At 74.6% G+C, this 19,300-nt stretch carries 15 protein-coding genes and 1 tRNA gene; 14 read left to right on the forward strand and 2 right to left on the reverse strand.

Annotated features, from left to right (window positions below; translation table 11 throughout):
• Positions 1 to 4: 4 nt before the first annotated feature.
• The 6 genes from GOBS_RS03010 (at position 5) to GOBS_RS03035 (ending at position 9,034) form a co-directional block, all read left to right on the forward strand.
• A complete protein-coding gene (locus GOBS_RS03010; protein ID WP_012946823.1) occupies positions 5 to 2,266 on the forward strand; it encodes a sodium-translocating pyrophosphatase in 2,262 nt (753 codons plus the stop codon).
• Between the two features lie 171 nt (positions 2,267 to 2,437).
• Positions 2,438 to 2,755, forward strand: coding sequence for a hypothetical protein (locus tag GOBS_RS03015; RefSeq protein WP_012946824.1), 318 nt, complete (start codon positions 2,438 to 2,440; stop codon positions 2,753 to 2,755).
• A complete protein-coding gene (locus tag GOBS_RS03020) occupies positions 2,752 to 4,275 on the forward strand; it encodes an alpha/beta hydrolase (RefSeq protein ID WP_012946825.1) in 1,524 nt (507 codons plus the stop codon). Before GOBS_RS03015 ends, GOBS_RS03020 begins: the two co-directional genes overlap by 4 nt.
• Before the next feature lie 194 nt (positions 4,276 to 4,469).
• Positions 4,470 to 7,334, forward strand: a complete 2,865-nt coding sequence (gene topA, locus GOBS_RS03025) for a type I DNA topoisomerase (protein WP_012946826.1) — start codon at positions 4,470 to 4,472, stop codon at positions 7,332 to 7,334.
• 7 nt (positions 7,335 to 7,341) lie between these two features.
• On the forward strand, positions 7,342 to 8,106 hold the full coding sequence (locus GOBS_RS03030) for a class I SAM-dependent methyltransferase (protein WP_012946827.1): 765 nt from the start codon (positions 7,342 to 7,344) through the stop codon (positions 8,104 to 8,106).
• 169 nt (positions 8,107 to 8,275) lie between these two features.
• On the forward strand, positions 8,276 to 9,034 hold the full coding sequence (locus GOBS_RS03035) for a neutral zinc metallopeptidase (RefSeq protein ID WP_012946828.1): 759 nt from the start codon (positions 8,276 to 8,278) through the stop codon (positions 9,032 to 9,034).
• A gap of 4 nt (positions 9,035 to 9,038) precedes the next feature.
• Here GOBS_RS03035 and GOBS_RS03040 read toward each other — a convergent pair whose 3' ends face one another.
• Positions 9,039 to 9,827 (reverse strand): trans-aconitate 2-methyltransferase, encoded by a 789-nt coding sequence (locus GOBS_RS03040; protein ID WP_012946829.1) that lies wholly within the window; start codon positions 9,825 to 9,827, stop codon positions 9,039 to 9,041.
• A gap of 106 nt (positions 9,828 to 9,933) precedes the next feature.
• On the opposite strand from GOBS_RS03040, the gene tmk reads away from it, so the two are divergent.
• From tmk to GOBS_RS03055, 3 genes are all read left to right on the forward strand, one after another.
• Entirely contained in the window at positions 9,934 to 10,611 is a 678-nt protein-coding gene (tmk, locus tag GOBS_RS03045) for a dTMP kinase (RefSeq protein ID WP_012946830.1), read from the forward strand.
• Positions 10,608 to 11,768 (forward strand): DNA polymerase III subunit delta', encoded by a 1,161-nt coding sequence (locus GOBS_RS03050; RefSeq protein WP_012946831.1) that lies wholly within the window; start codon positions 10,608 to 10,610, stop codon positions 11,766 to 11,768. Before tmk ends, GOBS_RS03050 begins: the two co-directional genes overlap by 4 nt.
• A 58-nt stretch (positions 11,769 to 11,826) precedes the next feature.
• Positions 11,827 to 11,902, forward strand: a tRNA-Thr gene (locus GOBS_RS03055).
• 149 nt (positions 11,903 to 12,051) lie between these two features.
• Here the strand turns inward: GOBS_RS03055 and GOBS_RS03060 are convergent.
• Positions 12,052 to 12,546, reverse strand: a complete 495-nt coding sequence (locus tag GOBS_RS03060) for an inorganic diphosphatase (RefSeq protein WP_012946832.1) — start codon at positions 12,544 to 12,546, stop codon at positions 12,052 to 12,054.
• A gap of 55 nt (positions 12,547 to 12,601) precedes the next feature.
• On the opposite strand from GOBS_RS03060, the gene dacB reads away from it, so the two are divergent.
• The 5 genes from dacB to ftsH all read left to right on the forward strand — a co-directional run bounded on the left by dacB (position 12,602) and on the right by ftsH (position 19,248).
• A complete protein-coding gene (dacB, locus tag GOBS_RS03065; protein ID WP_166487270.1) occupies positions 12,602 to 14,020 on the forward strand; it encodes a D-alanyl-D-alanine carboxypeptidase/D-alanyl-D-alanine endopeptidase in 1,419 nt (472 codons plus the stop codon).
• 165 nt (positions 14,021 to 14,185) lie between these two features.
• Positions 14,186 to 15,271, forward strand: coding sequence for a zinc-dependent metalloprotease (locus GOBS_RS03070; protein WP_081448788.1), 1,086 nt, complete (start codon positions 14,186 to 14,188; stop codon positions 15,269 to 15,271).
• 5 nt (positions 15,272 to 15,276) lie between these two features.
• On the forward strand, positions 15,277 to 16,302 hold the full coding sequence (tilS, locus tag GOBS_RS03075; protein ID WP_012946835.1) for a tRNA lysidine(34) synthetase TilS: 1,026 nt from the start codon (positions 15,277 to 15,279) through the stop codon (positions 16,300 to 16,302).
• Complete coding sequence (hpt, locus tag GOBS_RS03080) at positions 16,299 to 16,886, forward strand: hypoxanthine phosphoribosyltransferase (RefSeq protein WP_012946836.1); 588 nt, start codon at positions 16,299 to 16,301, stop codon at positions 16,884 to 16,886. The genes tilS and hpt overlap by 4 nt, the downstream gene beginning before the upstream one ends.
• A 373-nt stretch (positions 16,887 to 17,259) precedes the next feature.
• Positions 17,260 to 19,248 (forward strand): ATP-dependent zinc metalloprotease FtsH, encoded by a 1,989-nt coding sequence (gene ftsH / locus GOBS_RS03085; protein ID WP_012946837.1) that lies wholly within the window; start codon positions 17,260 to 17,262, stop codon positions 19,246 to 19,248.
• Positions 19,249 to 19,300 lie beyond the last annotated feature (52 nt).

Genomic DNA, 19,300 nt, shown 5'->3' on the forward strand with positions numbered 1-19,300 from the left:
ACACATGCCGGACAGTTCCCTCTCCGGCGGTGACGTCGTCCTCGTGACGATCGTCCTCGCCATCTCGCTCGCCGCTCTCGCCTTCGCCGCCTACCTGGTCCGCGCGGTCATGGCCGCCGAGCAGGGCACCACGAAGATGCGTGAGATCGCGCAGGCGGTGCAGGAGGGTGCCGCGGCGTACCTGCGACGACAGTTCAGGACCCTCGGGGTCTTCGCGATCATCGTCTTCCTGCTCCTCCTGGTGCTCCCGGTGGCCGACGGCGGCTGGGGGACCCGCATCGGCCGGGCACTGTTCTTCCTCGTCGGCGCCCTGTTCTCGGCGGCGGTCGGCTTCATCGGCATGACCCTGGCGACCCGCGGCAACGTCCGGGTCGCCGCGGCGGCCCGCGGCGGCGGGTATCAGCCCTCCTTCCGCATCGCCTACCGGACCGGCGGTGTCGTCGGGATGATCACCATCGGCCTGGGCCTCTTCGGTTCGGCGCTGGCGCTGCTGCTCTTCGACGAGACCGCGCCCATCGTCCTCGAGGGCTTCGGCTTCGGCGGCGCGCTGCTGGCGATGTTCATGCGTGTCGGCGGCGGCATCTTCACCAAGGCCGCCGACGTCGGCGCCGACCTGGTCGGCAAGGTCGAGGCCGGCATCCCCGAGGACGACCCGCGCAACGCGGCAACGATCGCCGACAACGTGGGTGACAACGTCGGCGACTGCGCCGGCATGGCCGCCGACCTGTTCGAGTCCTACGCCGTCACCCTGGTCGCCGCGCTCATCCTCGGCCAGGTCTTCTTCGGCAACGTGGGCATGGTGTTCCCCCTGCTGGTCGCGGCCATCGGCGTGATCGCCTCGGTCGTCGGTGTGCTCGCCACCAGGCCGGGCAAGAGCGACGCCAGCGGGATGGTCCCGATCAACCGCGGCTTCTTCGCCTCGGCCGCGGTCTCCCTCGTACTGGTCGCTGCGGCGTCCTTCACCTACCTGCCCAGCATCGCCGACGTGGCCGACCTGTCGGTCAGCCCGCAGGTGGTCGGATTCGTGTCGGTCCTCATCGGCGTCGTGCTGGCGGCGACGATCCAGCAGCTCACCGGCTACTTCACCGAGACCAGCCGCAAGCCGGTCAAGGACATCGGCCGCAGCTCTCTGACCGGCCCGGCCACCGTGATCCTCTCGGGGATCTCCCTCGGCCTCGAGTCCGCCGTCTACGCGGCGCTGCTCATCGGTGGCGCCGTCTACGGCGCCTTCCTGATCGGCGGCGGCGCCGCCCTCTACGCCGTCGCGCTCGCAGGCTGCGGCCTGCTCACCACCGCAGGCGTCATCGTCGCGATGGACACCTTCGGTCCGGTGAGCGACAACGCCCAGGGCATCGCCGAGATGTCCGGCGACATCGACGAGGACGGCGCCCGGGTGCTCACCGACCTCGACGCCGTCGGCAACACGACGAAGGCCATCACCAAGGGCATCGCCATCGCGACGGCGGTGCTGGCCGCGACAGCGCTCTTCGGGTCCTACAACGCCCAGGTCGGAGTGGCGCTCGACGAGGCCGGCGCGACCCTCGGCGGCGCCTTCAGCCTGGTGAACCCGAACAACGTCGTCGGGGCGGTGCTCGGCGCAGCGGTGGTCTTCTTCTTCTCGGGCCTGGCCATCAGCGCCGTGTCGCGGGCGGCGGGCCGGGTGGTCTTCGAGGTCCGTGAGCAGTTCCGCACGCGGCCGGGGATCATGGACTACAGCGAGCGGCCGGACTACAGCCGTGTCGTCGACATCTGCACCAAGGACTCGTTGCGCGAGCTGGCCACCCCGGGGCTGTTGGCAGTGCTGGCCCCGGTCGCCGTGGGCTTCGGTCTGGGCATCGGCCCTCTGGCGGCCTACCTCGTGGGCGCGATCGCGGCCGGCACGCTGATGGCGGTCTTCCTCGCCAACTCCGGTGGCGCGTGGGACAACGCGAAGAAGATGGTCGAGGACGGCGCGTACGGCGGCAAGGGCAGCGAGGCGCACGCCGCCACCGTCATCGGCGACACCGTGGGCGACCCGTTCAAGGACACCGCCGGCCCGGCGATCAACCCGCTGATCAAGGTGATGAACCTCGTGGCTCTCATCATCGCTCCCGCCGTCGTCACGATGTCGGTCGGCGAGGACGCCAGTACCGGTCTGCGCGTCGCCATCGCGCTCGGTGCCGTGCTGGTGATCGTGGTCGCGGTCGTGGTGTCCAAGCGCCGCTCGGTGGTCGTCGGCGACTCCTCCTCCGACACCTCGACCTCGCTGACCACCAGCGTCCCCTGACCGCACGTACCGGACTCTCCTGCTGGTACCGGGCGCATAGGGCGCCCGGTACCGGTCTGTGGACGGCGACCGCTGGTGTGGACGGGCACCTGGGGGACGACGCACCGCGGCCCTAGCGTCCCGCCGCACCGGTCCCGCCGTGGGTCCGGGCAGACGCCGGGGGGTCCTGACGTGTCCGGAACCATCGCCGCCCACTTCGATGCCATCGACACCCTGGCCGCCGAGCTGGCCGGCCTCGCCGCCGAGTTGGCCGGGGAGGCGCAGCTGTGCCGGTCCACGGCGGTCTCCCTGGGGACGGCGGTCAGCGGAGGAGCCGCGGAGAGCGCCGGCGCCGCGGGCTCGGGCTGGGGCACCGCCCTGGAGCTGCTGGGCAAGCAGACCGGGGCGCTCGCCGCGACCCTGTCCGCGGCCGTCGACTCCTACCGGGCGGCCGACGCAGCACTGGCAGACCGGGTGCTCGCCCGGCGCCACAGCACGGCCGCCCGGTGAGCGCCCCCACCCTCGCCGAGGTGGCCGGGTGGGACGTCCCGCTGCTGCGCGGGGCGGTCTGGACCCTCGACTCGGTCGCCGGTGGTCTGCCGGCCTGGCGGGCCCGGGTCGAGGCCGTCGGCCGCTCGCTGGAGGACGCCTCCTGCTGGTACGGGCCGGCCGCGCAGGCCGCCGGCGCCGCGCTCGTGGAGGTCTCGACGGTCGCCACGGCGGTCACCGCGGCCCTGGACGAGTCACTCGAGCACGCGCAGCGCCTGCTGGCCGAAGCGGATACCGCGCAGGAGCTCGCCGAGCGCGCCCTGGCCGCTGCCGCGTCGGTCCCCGTCGTCCTGGACGGCGCCGGGCGGCTGGTCTCGCTGCCGGCCGTGCAGGTCGGCGCCGAGCCCGGCCTCGGCGCCGACCAGACGGCCGTCGCGCTGCAGGCGCAGGAGCTGGCCGAGGAGGCCCTGGCCGCCGCGGTGCGGGGAGACCGGGCGGCGGGTGAGGCCGAGGCCGCACTGGCCCGCCTCGGGATGGGAGGGGGCAGCGCCCCGGCCACCTCCATGGACCTGGTCGGCACTGTCGTCGCCGGGACCGGCATGGCGGCGGTCCTCCCTCCGCCCGGCGGACCTGGCGAACAGGCCGCGTGGTGGGCCGGTCTGTCGACCGCAGACCGGTTGACCGCCATCTCCGAGGTCCCCAGCCGGATCGGCCGGCTGGACGGTCTGCCGGCCTGGGCTCGCAACCAGGCGAACCGGGTGCTGGTGGAACGCACACTGACCGAACCGTCACTGCCCGGGCACGCGGTCGCCGTCTCGGTGGCCGCAGAGATCACCAGGAGGGAGGTGGCAGGCGAGGAGGTGCAACTCCACCTGTTCCAGCCGGAGGAGGGGCTGGTCGCCTTGGCGGTCGGGGACCTGGACACCGCAGACCACGTGGCGCTGCTCGTGCCCGGTACGGGCATCGACCCGATCGAGGACCTGGACGGCCTCGTCGGCGACGCGGCCGCCGTCGCGGGTGCCACCAGGGCCGCTGCTCCGGCGGCGGCCGTCGCGACGATCGCGTGGATGGGATACCGGGCGCCGTCGAACCTGGTCAAGGCGCCGAGTCCGCACTACTCCTGGCCCGGCGGCCGGGCGCTGGACGCGACGCTGGGCGGGCTCGCGTCGGCGCGCGCGGCCACCTCGGGGGGACGTCCGCACACCACCGTCATCGGACACAGTTACGGCACGCTGGTGATCGACCGAGCGGCGGACGCATCTGGCCAGCTGGCTGCCGACGACGTCGTCCTGCTCGGCAGTCCGGGGATGGACAACAGGGCCGTCGAGCTCGAGGTCGACGGCGTGTACGAGGCGTCGGCGCCGGTCGACCCGATCACCTGGGGCGAGTTCCACGGGCAGTACCGGACGTGGGAGGACTCCTTCGGGGCCGAGGAGCTGCCGACGGACTGGCGCAACTGGCACACCGGCTACTACGACGAGGACGGCTCGACGCTGACCCCGATCGGCGAGGTCGTGGGCGGGGTCCGGGAGCCGGCATGACCCGCTGTGCCCGGGAACACGCAGTCGCTCCCGGCCATTGGATCGGGTGACGGCACGCCCACGGTGGGTCGCCACCGGGCTCCCGGTCGGCCCCGTGGCCTACCGTGGCGTCGCCGAGGGCACGCGGGGAGCGACCGCGTCGTCCGGCGCCGGACCAACCGGCGCCTGCACCGAGCACCACCGACAGGAGCACCGTGGCACCCACGAAGACCACGCACACCGGCACCCGGACCGCCGCGGCGACCGCCGGGGGCACGAGCACCCCTGCCCGCCGCCGGACCGCCGCCGGCGGTGGACGGCCGCTGGTCATCGTGGAGTCCCCCACAAAGGCCGGCAAGATCGCGGGGTACCTGGGCAGCGGCTACGTCGTCGAGGCCAGCGTCGGGCACATCCGCGACCTGCCGCGCAACGCCGCCGACGTGCCGGCCGAGCACAAGGGCGCGTCCTGGGCGCGGCTGGGCGTCGACGTCGACAACGCCTTCGAGCCGCTGTACGTGGTCAGCCCCGACCGCAAGCAGCAGGTCAGCCGGTTGAAGCAGCTGGTGAAGGACGCCAGCGAGGTCTACCTCGCGACAGACGAGGACCGCGAGGGCGAGGCCATCGCCTGGCACCTGGTCGACACGCTCAAGCCGCGCGTGCCGGTGCGGCGCATGGTCTTCCACGAGATCACCCCCGAGGCGATCGCCCGCGCCGTGGCCAACCCGCGGGAGCTGGACACCGCGCTGGTCGACGCGCAGGAGACCCGCCGCATCCTCGACCGTCTCTACGGCTACGAGGTCAGCCCCGTGCTGTGGAAGAAGGTCCTGCCCAAGCTCTCGGCCGGGCGCGTGCAGTCGGTGGCCACCCGGATCGTCGTCGAGCGCGAGCGGGAACGGATGGCCTTCCACTCGGCCGACTACTGGTCGCTGGAGGGCACCTTCACCGTCACCGGCCGGCGCACCAGCGCGGACGAGGGCGAGCCGACCACGCTGCGCGCCCGCCTGGTCAGCGTCGACGACAGCCGGGTCGCGACCGGCCGTGACTTCGACCCCGCCACCGGACGGGCGACCGGCGAGGTCGTGCACCTGGACGAGGCCGGCGCCCGCGGTCTGGCGGCCCGGCTCGAGGGCCGGCAGGTCACCGTCAGCCGGGTGGACGAGAAGCCCTACCGGCGGCGCCCGTACGCGCCGTTCACCACCTCGACGCTGCAGATGGAGGCCGGCCGCAAGCTCGGCTGGTCCTCGGCGCAGGTCATGCGGGTGGCGCAGCGGCTGTACGAGAACGGCCACATCACCTACATGCGGACCGACTCGACGAACCTGTCGAACGAGGCCGTCAACGCCGCCCGCACCCAGGCCCGCCAGCTCTACGGCGACGCCTACGTCCCGGCCGAGGCGCGCCGCTACGCCAAGAAGGCCAAGGGCGCCCAGGAGGCGCACGAGGCGATCCGGCCCGCCGGTGACAGCTTCCGCACCCCCGGTCAGCTCGCCGGTCAGCTCGCCCGCGACGAGTTCCGCCTCTACGAGCTGATCTGGCAGCGCACCATCGCCTCTCAGATGGCCGACGCCGTCGGGCAGAGCGTCAGCATCCGGCTGGCCGGGCGCAGCAGCACCGACGAGGCGGTCGAGTTCACCGCCAGCGGCCGCACCATCACCTTCCCCGGCTTCCTGCGCGCCTACGTCGAGTCGCGCGACGAGGGCGCCGCCGCCGACGACGACCACGGCAGCGACGACGCCGAGCGCCGGCTGCCCCGGGTCGAGCGCGGCCAGCAGCTCGACACCCGGGAACTGGAGGCCAAGGGCCACTCGACGACCCCGCCGTCCCGCTACACCGAGCCGAGCCTCGTCGCGCGGCTGGAGGAGCTGGGTATCGGCCGGCCGTCCACCTACGCCTCGATCATGCAGACGATCCAGGACCGCGGGTACGTCTGGAAGAAGGGCTCGGCGCTGGTACCCACCTTCGTGGCCTTCGCCGTGATCAACCTGCTGGAGCAGCACTTCGCCCAGCTCGTCGACTACGACTTCACCGCCTCGCTGGAGCAGGAGCTCGACGAGATCGCGGCCGGCGACCTGGGCCGGGTCGACTGGCTCACCGAGTTCTACTTCGGCGGCGAGGGCCGGCACGCCGGCGGCATCGCGGCCTCCGGCGGACTCAAGTCGGTGATCGGCCAGCGGCTGGAGGAGATCGACGCCCGCGGGGTCAACTCCATCCCGCTGCAGGCCACCGGGCCGAACGGCGAGCGGGTCGTCGTCCGGGTCGGGCGCTACGGGCCCTACCTGCAGGTCGGCGGCGAGGACGGCCCCCGCGTCAGCCTCCCCGAGGACCTCGCCCCCGACGAGCTGACCCAGGAGAAGGTCGAGGAGCTGCTCGCCGCACCGTCCGGCGACCGCACGCTCGGGACCGACCCGGTGTCCGGGCTGCCCGTCGTGGTCAAGGCCGGCCGGTACGGCCCCTACGTCACCACCGTGGTGCCCGAGGGCAGCAAGGAGGCCCCGCGCACGGCCAGCCTCTTCTCGTCCATGTCGCCGGAGTCGGTGACCCTCGACGACGCGCTGAAGCTGCTCACGCTACCGCGCACCGTGGGCGCCGCGCCGGACGGCGAGGAGATCCAGGCGCTCAACGGCCGCTACGGGCCCTACCTGAAGAAGGGCACCGACTCCCGCTCGCTGGAGTCCGAGGACCGGCTTTTCACCGTCACCCTCGACGAGGCGCTGGCTGTGTTCGCCCAGCCCAAGCAGCGGGGCCGCCGGGCCGCCGCCGCGCCGCTCAAGGAGCTGGGCGCCGACCCGGTCACCCAGGGCACGGTCACCGTCCGCGAGGGTCGGTTCGGCCCGTACGTGACCGACGGCGAGACCAACGCCAGCCTGCGCAAGGGCGACGACGTCGAGAGCATCACCCTCGAGCGCGCCGCCGAGCTGCTGGCCGACCGGCGCAACAACCCGAGCACGAAGAAGGCCACCAAGAAGAAGGCCACCGCCAAGAAGACGACGGCCAAGAAGGCGACCACGACGGGGAAGACGACGGCCAAGAAGGCCACGAAGAAGGCGACGGCGGGCAGCGACGCCGTCCCCGCCGGCTGACGTCCCCGTGCCGGCCGGCGAACCAGATCCGGACACGTGGCGGCAGCGGCGGACGTCGTTCGGCTCCGTCGCGGCCGGCTACGCGGCACACCGGCCGGACTACCCGGCCGACGCCGTGGCCTTCCTGGTCGGCACGTCCCCGCGGCGCGTGCTCGACCTGGGCGCCGGCACCGGCCTGCTGACCGGCGTCCTGCTGACGGCCGGGCACGAGGTCGTCGCCGTCGACCCGGCCGGCGAGATGCTGGCCGAGCTGCGCGCCCGGTACCCGCAGGTGACCGCGCACGTCGGCGACGCGGAGGCCGTCCCGCTGCCCGACGGCAGCGTCGACGCCGTGGTCGCGGGCCAGGCCGCGCACTGGTTCGACCCGGAGCCCGCGGCGGCGCAGCTGCGGCGGGTGCTGCGCCCCGGCGGCGTGGTCGGCCTGGTGTGGAACACCCGTGACGAGGAGGTCCCCTGGGTGGCCGCGCCGGGCCGGGTGCTGGCCGACGAGGCGCGTGGCCACGAGGCCGACCGGGGCGTCGTCGACGCCTTCGCCCGCGCGCTGGGCGCCCGGGTGGAGCACCACCGCTCCGGCATCGTGCAACGGCTGTCCCCCGAGCAGGTCGTCGCCGGCATCGCCACGCGCAGCTACGTCGCCACGATGGACGACGCACGGCGGGAGGCGTTCCTGGGCGAGGTGCGCGCGGTGCTCGACGCCCACCCCGACACCCGCGGCCGCGACGTCGTCGACCTGCCGTACCGGACCGACGCCCACCGGCTGACGCCCGCCTGACGGCGGCCCGCGCCCGCCCGCCGTCGGCGACCCACCGGCCCGGCGCGGCCACCGCCGGTCACCAACGCACCCCAGCCCGGCAGCAACCGCCCGGCCCCGTCGAGCCGCACCTTGCGCGCCCTCGGGGCCGCCGTCCTAGCCTGCGCGTCCCCGACGGAGGGAGCTGGCCATGGCGACGCGCGCAGGCCGACTGCTGATCGCACTCGTGGCCGCCGTGCTCTTCGGCGCCGGCACCCCCGCGGCGGCGGCCACCCCCGGGCCGACCGGCTCCGCATCGCCGCCGGTCCTGGTGACCGGTCCGGACGGCGCCGCCACCGACGACCTCGATGCCGACTACGCCACCGCGCTGCGCGCCGTCGACACCTGGTGGCGCAGCTCCTGGAGCGAGTACTTCCCCGGCTCGTACACCGCGCCCGGGCTGGCTCCGGCCGCGCGTGCACCCGGGCTCTTCGACGCGCCCCAGGAGCAGGTGTACTGCGGCGACCTGCTGCTCCCGGAGGGCAACGCCTTCCACTGTCCGATCGGGGACTTCCTCGCCTTCGAGGTCGACCTGATGCTGCGGTCGCAGGAGCTGGGCGACGCCTTCGTCTACCTTGTCGTCGCCCACGAGTGGGCCCACTCCGTCGTCTCGCACATCGACCCGGCACTGGTGTCCGAGGCCTACGAGCTGCAGGCCGACTGCCTGGCGGGAGCCGCACTGCAGGGCGCCGTCGACGCCGGGCTGCTGAGGCTGGAACCCGGCGACGCGGAGGAGCTCACCGCGTCCCTGACCGCGGTGGCCAGCGACAACGCCTGGGGGACGGTCTACGTCGACGCGGCCGGCCAGCCGCAGACCGAGACCCACGGCAGCGCCCAGGAGCGGGTCGACGCTTTCGAGCGGGGCAGCACCGACGGGGTCCGCGCCTGCCTGCCCAACTCGGTGGGCTGATCGCTCAGGCCGCGTGCCCGACGGCGAACACCCGCCGGAAGGGCAGCAGCGTCGTCCCGTCCGGACGGCGCGGGTAGGCCGCGCGCAGCGCCGCGGCGTACTCCTCGGTCAGCTCCGCGGCGTCGTCCTCGCCGAGCCGGGCGAGCACCGGGCGCAGCACGGTCGAGCGCACCCAGCCGAGCACCGGGTCGTCCCCCCGCAGGACGTGCGAGTAGGTCGTCTCCCAGGCGTCGACGGTCAGGCCCGCGGCGGTGAGGACCTCCAGGTACCCGGCCGGGTCGAGCACCGCGTCCTCCGCCGGCGCCGCGTCGCCCACGAGGCCGGCCCAGCGCGGCGAGCGGCACAGCCCGGCCAGCAGCGCGTGGGTCGGCGCCCGCCAGTTGCCGGGGACCTGCACCGCCAGCCAGCCACCCGGTGCCAGCGCCCCGGCCCACCGGTGCAGCAGGTCGGCGTGCCCGGGCACCCAGTGCAGGACGGCGTTGCTGAACAGCACGTCGACCGGCGCGTCGGGCCGCCACTCCCGGACGTCGCCGACCTCGAAGGCCACGCGGCCGGGGACGGCGTGCGCGGCGGCCGCGGCCAGCATCTCCGGGGAGGAGTCGACGCCGGTCACCCGCGCGCACGGCCACCGCTGCGCCAGCGACGCCGTCAGCGCGCCCTCCCCGCAGCCCAGGTCCACCACGGCCCGCGGCTCCTGCGCGCCGACGCGCGCGAGCAGGTCGACGAAGGGGCGTGCCCGCTCGTCGCCGAAACGCAGGTAGCCGGCCGGGTCCCAGGCAGCGGTGCTCGTCACGTCCCGACCCTAGGACCCGTGGACGCCCGGGACAGTCGGCCCACCCCGGTACCGTTGCGCCCGCTGCACCCTCCTCCACCGCACCGACTGGGAGCCCGCGATCCCCGTGTCCGACGACGGTCCGCCCGTCCTGTCCGTCGAGTCCGCCGGCCGGCCCCGTGGCCTGTTCATCGCGTTCGAGGGCGGCGAGGGCGCGGGCAAGTCCACCCAGGTGCGGCTGCTGTGCGAGTGGCTGACCGCGCAGGGGCGTCCGGCACGGGCCACCTTCGAGCCCGGCGGCACCCCCGCGGGCGCCGCCGTCCGGGCGATCGTGCTCGACCGCGCGCACACCGGGCTGTCCCCGCGCGCCGAGGCGCTGCTCTACGCCGCCGACCGCGCCCAGCACGCGCACGCGGTCCTGCGCCCCGCGCTGGAGGCGGGCGAGGTCGTGGTGACCGACCGCTACGTCGACAGCTCGCTGGCCTACCAGGGCGCCGGGCGCACCATCGGCCTGGACGACGTCGCGGCGATCTCCCGCTGGGCCACCCTCGGGTTGCGCCCCGACCTCACCGTGCTGCTGGACCTGCCGCCGGAGACCGGGCTGGCCCGCGCCCGGGGCCGCGCGGCCGCCGACCGGTTGGAGTCGGAGTCGCTGGAGTTCCACCAGCGGGTCCGCGACACCTTCCGCACGCTCGCCGCGGCCGAGCCCGGGCGCTACCTCGTCCTCGACGCCACCCGTGGTGTCGACGAGCTCGCCGCCGACGTCCGCGCCCGGGTGGGCGCGCTGCTGGGGGAGCGGGCATGAGCGGGGTGTGGGAGCAGGTCATCGGCCAGTCCGCGGTCGTCGCCGAGCTGCAGGCCGCGGTGGCCGACCCGACCGCGATGACCCACGCCTGGCTGTTCACCGGCCCGCCCGGCTCGGGCCGGTCGGTAGCCGCGCGCGCCTTCGCCGCCGCCCTGCAGTGCCCGGACGGCGGCGACGGCACCTGCCACGCCTGCCGGACGGTGCTCGCCGGCACCCACGCCGACGTGCAGACCGTCGTCCCGGAGGGGCTGTCCATCGGCGTGGCCGAGGTACGCGAGCTGGTCCGCATCGCCGGGCGGGCACCCTCCCAGGGGCGCTGGCAGGTGGTCCTGGTGGAGGATGCCGACCGGATGACCGAGCAGGCGTCCAACACCGTGCTGAAGATGCTGGAGGAGCCGCCGGCGCGGACGGTCTTCCTGCTCTGCGCACCGAGCCTGCACCCCGACGACGTGCCGGTGACCATCCGCTCCCGGTGCCGCGTCGTCGGCCTGCGCACCCCGCCCGTCGACGCGGTCGCCGACGTGCTGGTCCGCCGGGACGGCGTCGACCCGGCGCTGGCCGCCTGGTCGGCCGCGGCCGCCGGCGGGCACGTCGGGCGCGCCCGGCACCTGGCCCGCGACGAGACCGCCCGGCTCGCCCGCAAGGCCGTCCTCGACGTCCCGCTGTCGCTGGTCTCCCTGGCCGCCTGCCTGAACGCCGCCGACGACCTGGTCGGCGCGGCCAAGGAGGAGTCCGACCGGGCGTCGACGGAGCTCGACGGCGCGGAGACCGAGGCGGTCAAGCAGAGCCTCGGCGTGGGCGCCCGGGGTCCCGGCGTGGCCGCGGCCAGCCGCGGGGCCGGGCAGCTCAAGGAGCTGGAGAAGCGGCAGAAGTCGCGGGCCACCCGGCTGGGCCGCGACTCGCTGGACCGGGCCCTGGTCGACCTCGCCGCCCTGTACCGCGACGCCTTGGTGGTCGCCACGAGCGGGACGGAGGGGGTGACCCTCGCCCACCCGGACCGGCGTGCGGACGCCGAGGAGCTGGCGCGGCGGATCGGTCCGGAGGGGGCGCTGCGGCGCATCGACGCCGTCCTGGACTGCCGGCGGGCGCTGGAGCAGAACGTGAAGCCGCAGGTCGCCGTCGAGGCGCTCACCGTGGCGCTGCGCCTGCCCGGCTGACCCGCCGGGGCCTGCGCCGGGAGAGCGCAGCGGTCACGTAAGCTGGCCGCGCACGTCCGCCGCCTTAGCTCAGTCGGTAGAGCATCTCACTCGTAATGAGAAGGTCGTCGGTTCGATTCCGACAGGCGGCTCCACCCCAGCGGCCCCGTCCTCCCGGACGGGGCCGCTGTCGTCCCTGCGGTCCCCATTCACGCCGACGGCGGCGCACCCGGTGGGGGTGCGCCGCCGTCGGCGTCCGTCGTGCGCTCGGCGGCCGCTCGGTGAGGGGCCAGGGGACAGGGGGTCAGTGGTGGGGTTCGGCTTCCTCGGCCCGTCGGAGCGAGGCGTGGATCTCCGCTTCCGCGTCGGCGTGGCCGACCCACTCGGCGCCCTCGACCGACTTGCCCGGCTCGAGGTCCTTGTAGGTCTCGAAGAAGTGCTGGATCTCCAGGCGGTCGAACTCCGACACGTCGAGGATGTCGGTCAGGTGCGCCATGCGCGGGTCCGTCGCCGGCACGCAGAGGACCTTGTCGTCCCCTCCGGCCTCGTCGGTCATCCGGAACATGCCGATGGCGCGGCAGGTGATGAGGCACCCGGGGAACGTCGGCTCGTCGAGGATCACCAGGGCGTCGAGCGGGTCGCCGTCCTGCCCGAGGGTGTTCTCGATGTACCCGTAGTCCGCCGGATAGCGGGTGGAGGTGAACAGCATCCGGTCCAAGCGGATGCGTCCGGTGGCGTGGTCCAGCTCGTACTTGTTCCGCTGGCCCTTCGGGATTTCTACCGTCACGTCGAACTGCACGGGACGTAGTGTGGCGGATCGGATCCCGGAGGACCGCCGGAGGTCGTTCCAGGGGGTGGGCACCATCGCGTCGAGCGGGTCGACGACCGTCACGCCGAAGTACTCCCGGTTCCGCCGCCGCCTCGTCCTCGGGCTCCTCGCGCTGCTGCTCGTGGTGGGTGCCGGCGTCTGGTTCGGCGTCGCCCCGCGGGGGGACGACGCCGCTGCGGAGGTCGCCGCGGCCGAGGCGCGCCTGCCCGACGTGGAGCCGGCTGCGCCGGTGCTCGCGGCGCTGGCGTCCGAGGCGCCCGCCCCGGACGCCGCGGTGCTCGCCGACGAGCTGGCGCCGCTGCTGGCCTCCCCGGCCCTCGGGCCGGGTGTCGAGGCGCGGGTCGTCGACGTCGCGGCCGGCGAGGTGCTGCTCGACCAGGACTCCGACGTCCCCTCGACGCCGGCCTCCACCGCCAAGCTGCTCACCGCCGTCGCCGCGCTGACCACCCTCGGCCCCGACACCACCCTGGAGACCACCGTCGTCGCGGGCTCCGCGCCCGGCGAGGTGGTGCTCGTCGGTGGCGGCGACCCGACGCTGTCGCGGACCGTCCCCTCGCTGACCTACCCCGGCGCGCCCACCGTCGCCGACCTCGCCGCCCAGGTGCGCGGCAGCCTGCCGGCGGGCACGCGGGTCACCCGCGTCGTCATCGACAACTCGCTGTTCCAGGGGCCGCTCACGGCCTCCGGCTGGGGGCCCGGCGACGCGCCGTCCACCTACGCCGCCCCGGTCACCGCGACCGCCGTCGACGGCGCCCGAGTGCGCTCCGGCGACCTGCCCCGCAGCGGCGCCCCCGGGACCGACGCCGGCACCGCGCTGGCCGTCGCCCTCGGCGTCCCCGACGCGACCGTCGTCCTGGGGAACGCGCCGCAGGGCGCGCAGACCCTCGGGTCCGTGCGGTCCGCGCCGGTCGCCCGGCTGGTCGAGCAGGCGCTGTCCCAGTCGGACAACCTGCTGACCGAGTCGCTGGCCCGCCACGTCGCCCTCGCCCGCGACCTGCCGGCCACCTTCGAGGGGGCCGCCGAGGCGGTCACCGGCGCGCTCACCGACGCGGGCCTCGACGTCACCGGCGTCTCGCTGTCCGACGGCAGCGGCCTGTCCACGACCGACCGCGTGCCGGTCGAGCTGCTCACCGAGCTGTTCACCGGCGCCGCCGACGGCACGCTGCCCGGCACCTCGGCCGTCCTGTCCGGCCTGCCCGTGGCCGGCTACGACGGCACCCTGTTCGACCGCGGCGACGCGGACCCGGCGACCGCACCGGGCTCGGTCCGCGCCAAGACCGGCACGCTGCTGGGCGTGCACGGCCTGGCCGGCACCGTGGTCACCGCCGAGGGGCGGCTGCTGGTCTTCGGCGTGGTCGCCGACGGCGCCCCCGCCAACGGCGAGGCCGCCGAGGACGCGCTCGACGCCGTCGCCTCCGCGCTGGCCGCCTGCGGCTGCAGGTGAGAGAGGACCCTCCTGGCCCCCACCGTGGAGGGACCCCGTCCTCCCCGCCCTCCGGAGAAGGACCCCCGGCTCCCCGCCACTCGCGAGCTCGCGGCGGGTCCCTGCAGGAGGCCGGCCGGGACGCGGCCGGCGGCGGGCCCCTGCAGGAGGGCCTACCGTGAGCCGATGAGCAGCTCCGCAAGGATGGTGGACTGGGACCTCGCCGGACGCACCGCCCGCCGTCTGGTCGGCCCCGGCCCGCAGACGACGCGCGAGGAGGCCGCCGCCGTCGTCCGCGAGCTGCACGAGGCCGCCGCCACCGCCGTCGCGCACGTCGAAGGCCTCACCGGGCTCAGCCCCGTGCCGGGTGGCCCGGTGCCCGAGGTCGCCGTCGTCGACCGGCCCGGCTGGGTGGACGCCAACACGCAGGGGATGTCCGCGCTGCTCGACCCGCTGGTCGACGCCCTCGCCGCCCGGCAGGACTCCCGGCCCGGCCCGCTGGCCACCGCCATCGGCTCCCGGGCGACCGGCGTGCAGGCCGGCGGCGTGCTCGCCTTCCTGTCCTCCCGCGTCCTCGGCCAGTACGAGGTCTTCGGCACCGGCGGCCGGCTGCTGCTGGTCGCGCCGAACATCGTCGACGCCGAGCGCCGCCTGGGCGTGGACCCCAGCGACTTCCGGCTCTGGGTCTGCCTGCACGAGGTCACCCACCAGCTGCAGTTCAGCGCCGTGCCGTGGCTCAAGGACCACCTCGAGGCGCAGATGGCCGAGTTCGTCGAGGCCACCGACCTGGACCCCGACGTGCTCCGCGACCGGCTGGGCGACGTCCTGCGCAGCGTCCTCGACGCCGCCCGCGGCGCCGACGGCGGGGACGACGCCGGGCTGATGGCGCTCGTGCAGGACCCGGCGCAGCGCGCCGTCCTCGACCGGGTCACCGCCGTGATGAGCCTGGTCGAGGGGCACGCCGAGTACGTGATGGACGGCGTCGGGCCGGACGTCGTCCCGTCGGTGCGGACGCTGCGCAAGCGGTTCGCCCAGCGCCGCAAGGGCCGCGGCCCGATCGACCGCGTGCTGCGCCGCCTGCTGGGTCTCGAGCAGAAGATGAAGCAGTACGCCGAGGGTCGGGTGTTCGTCGGCGGCGTCGTCGACCTCGTCGGCATGGAGGGCTTCAACCGGGTGTGGGAGGGGCCGGAGAACCTGCCGCGGATCGAGGAGCTCACCGACCCCGCGCGCTGGGTCGAGCGGGTGCACGGCCGCCCCGCCATCCCCGCCTGACCTCGGTGGCGGGTCCGCCGCGGGCCGTCGCGGTCCTGCGGACCGCGGTGCGGCCCGGGCTGCGGGCGAGCGACCGGCCGGTACTGGCCGCGTGCAGCGGGGGAGCGGACTCCGTGGCCCTGGCCGCCGCGCTGGCCTTCGAGGCGCGGCACGCCGGCGTCCGGGCCGGGGGGATCACCGTCGACCACGGGCTGCAGCCCGGCTCCGCCGAGCGGGCCGAGCGGACGGCGCAGCTCCTGCGCGGGCTCGGCCTCGACCCGGTCCTCGTCCGCCGCGTGGCGGTCGCCGCGGGCGGTGGCCCGGAGGGCGCGGCCCGGACGGCGCGGTACGAGGCGCTCGCCGCGGCGGCCGCCCAGCTGGGCGCCCGCGTCGCGCTCGGGCACACCCTCGACGACCAGGCCGAGACGGTGCTGCTGGGGCTGGGCCGCGGCTCGGGGCCGCGATCGGTCGCCGGCATGGTCCCCGAGCGGACGGCGGACGGGACCACCTGGTGGCGCCCGCTGCTCGGCGTCCGCCGGGCCACCACCCGGGAGGCGTGCGCCGACCAGGGGCTGCCGGTGTGGGACGACCCCTGGAACGCCGACCCCGCCTACACCCGCGCGCGGCTGCGCGGGGAGGTGCTGCCGCTGCTGGAGGACGTGCTCGGCGGCGGGGTCGCGCCCGCCCTGGCGCGTACCGCCGACCTGCTCCGCGAGGACCTCGACGCCCTCGACGAGCTCGCCGCGGCCGAGCTTGCCCGCCTCGCCGGCGCCGACGAGCTAGCCGCCCGCGAGCTCGGCGCACTGCCCGCGGCGCTGCGCCGGCGCGTGCTCCGCGGGTGGCTGCGCGCGGCCGGCGTCCCGGACGTCCAGGCGGTGCACCTGCGCGCGGTGGAGGCCCTCGTCACAGGCTGGCGCGGGCAGGGCCGGGTGGACCTACCCGGCGGTGCAGGCGCCCTCCGGACGTCTGGCAGGCTGGTCGTGTCGCCCCCCGAGACGCGGGGCCCCCGTCCCGAGGACGCACCCCCCACCCGCGAGGAGTCCCGCCCGTGAGCGAGCCCGCCAGCGCTCCCGCAGAGCTCGGCAACGACCACGGCTACGGCCCCGACATCGACCACGTGCTGCTCAGCGAGGAGCAGATCCAGGCCAAGATCGCCGAGCTGGCCGAGCAGGTCGAGCGCGACTACGCCGGGCGCGAGGTGCTGCTGGTCGGCGTGCTCAAGGGCGCGGTGCTGTTCATGAGCGACTTCGCGCGGGCGCTGCGGCTGCCCACCCAGATGGAGTTCATGGCCGTCTCCTCCTACGGCTCGGCCACCAGCTCCTCCGGCGTCGTGCGGATCCTCAAGGACCTCGACCGGGACATCAGCGACCGGCACGTGCTCGTCATCGAGGACATCATCGACTCCGGGCTGACCCTGTCCTGGCTGCTGAAGAACCTGGGCGGACGGCGCCCGGCTTCGCTCGAGGTCTGCGCCCTGCTGCGCAAGCCCGACGCGGTGAAGGTCGACGTGCCGGTGCGCTACATCGGCTTCGACATCCCGAACGAGTTCGTGGTCGGCTACGGCCTGGACTACGCCGAGCGCTACCGCGACCTGCCCTACATCGCGACGCTGCGGCCCGAGGTCTACTCGAGCTGACCGTCCGTCGGGTCCCCGGTGACCAGCTGGGCTGATCACCGAGGTTCCTGGCTCACCGTCGGTCGTGAGCCAGGACCCGCAGACGTGAGCTGAGCCGATCGTCGGCGCGGGAGACGCCGGCGGGCCGTCCACGGTGCGGCGGTCGTGCGCGGAGCCGCACCTCACCACTGCCGACGACGGGCCACCCGCCAGGGGGTTGTCGGGCCGGACCCGGCTGCGGCCCGGCTGTCGGAGAGGCTCCCCGGTGTACCGTCGATCGCAACGACGCTGCACCGAGCGCCAGGGTGCCCGCCCGGGCCGCAGGGAGCGTCCCCCGGACGATCAGGAGGGTGGACGGGACAGGCCGGAGCACCCGGCCGCCCGGCATCGGTGTATGGAACGCAAGAAGATCTTCCGCTCCGTGTGGTTCTGGGTCGTCCTCGTCGTCCTCCTGGCGCTGGCGTTCTCCTCGCTGTTCCGCGGCACCGGCGGTTTCCAGGAGGTCCGCACGGCGGTCGCGCTGGAGCAGATCCAGAACGGCAACGCCGAACGGGTCACGATCAACGACAAGGAACAGACGCTCGACCTCGACCTGGCCAACCCGGTCGAGGGCAGCGACCAGATCACCGCCTCCTACCCGCTCGGGGCCGCCGACGACGTCTTCGACCTGGTCTCCGGGCTGGGGAACGGCGAGGGCGTCGACTTCACCACCAACGTCACGCAGGACAGCGTCCTGGTCAGCCTGCTGATCAGCTTCCTGCCGTTCGTGATCCTCCTGCTCCTGCTGTTCTGGCTGTTCAACTCCATGCAGGGCGGCGGCCGCGGGGTCATGGCCTTCGGCAAGTCCAAGGCCAAGCAGGTCACCAAGGACACCCCGAAGACGACGTTCGCCGACGTCGCCGGCGCGGACGAGGCGATCGAGGAACTGCACGAGATCAAGGACTTCCTCGCCAACCCGGTCAAGTTCCAGGCCGTGGGCGCGAAGATCCCCAAGGGCGTGCTGCTGTTCGGCCCGCCCGGCACCGGCAAGACGCTGCTGGCCCGCGCCGTGGCCGGCGAGGCCGGGGTGCCGTTCTTCTCCATCTCCGGGTCCGACTTCGTCGAGATGTTCGTCGGTGTCGGCGCCAGCCGCGTGCGCGACCTGTTCGAGCAGGCCAAGCAGAACGCCCCGGCGATCATCTTCGTCGACGAGATCGACGCGGTCGGCCGGCACCGCGGCGCCGGCATGGGCGGCGGCCACGACGAGCGCGAGCAGACGCTCAACCAGATGCTCGTCGAGATGGACGGCTTCGACGTCAAGGGCGGCGTCATCATGATCGCCGCCACCAACCGGCCAGACATTCTCGACCCGGCGTTGCTGCGCCCGGGCCGCTTCGACCGCCAGATCGCCGTCGACCGCCCCGACCTCGAGGGGCGCAAGCGGATCCTCGAGGTGCACGCCAAGGGCAAGCCGCTCGCCCCGGACGTCGACCTGGAGACCGTGGCCCGCCGGACGCCGGGCTTCACCGGCGCCGACCTCGCCAACGTGCTCAACGAGGGCGCGCTGCTCACCGCTCGCAACAACGGCACGGTGATCACCGACGACCTCCTCGAGGAGGCGATCGACCGCGTCGTCGCCGGCCCGGAGCGCAAGACGCGGGCGATGAGCGAGAAGGAGAAGAAGGTCACCGCCTACCACGAGGGCGGCCACGCCCTGGTGGCGCACGCACTGCCCAACCTGGACCCGGTGCACAAGGTGACGATCCTCCCGCGCGGTCGCTCGCTCGGGCACACGCTCGTGCTGCCGACCGAGGACAAGTACACCCAGACCCGGTCGGAGATGATCGACACCCTCGCCTACGCCCTCGGTGGCCGGGCGGCCGAGGAGCTCGTCTTCCACGAGCCCACCACCGGCGCCGGCAACGACATCGAGAAGGCGACCGCCATGGCGCGGGCGATGGTCACCCAGTACGGCATGAGCGCCAAGCTCGGTGCGGTGAAGTACGGGAGCACCGATTCCGAGCCGTTCCTCGGCCGCGACATGGGCACCCGGCCGGACTACTCGGAGGCCGTCGCCGCCGACATCGACGCGGAGATCCGTGCCCTCATCGAGGCCGCGCACGACGAGGCGTGGGAGATCCTGGTCGAGTACCGGGGCGTCCTCGACCAGCTCGTGCTCGAGCTGATGGAGAAGGAGACCCTCTCCAAGGAGGACATGGCCCGCATCTGCGCGCCGGTCACCAAGCGCCCGTCGCTCGCCCCGTACAACGGCTTCGGCAAGCGCACCCCGTCGGACCAGCCGCCGGTGCTGACCCCCGCGGAGCAGGCCGCCCAGAACGGGAACGGCCACCTCGGCCACGGCAGCACCGCTGTGGGGGACGTGGGGGCCCCCGCGCAGAGGTGAGCGAGCTCGCGAGCTCACCCATGAGCACGGCAGCGCCGCGAACGCGTCCGAC

This window comes from Geodermatophilus obscurus DSM 43160 (genome assembly GCF_000025345.1).
GTDB lineage: Bacteria > Actinomycetota > Actinomycetes > Mycobacteriales > Geodermatophilaceae > Geodermatophilus > Geodermatophilus obscurus.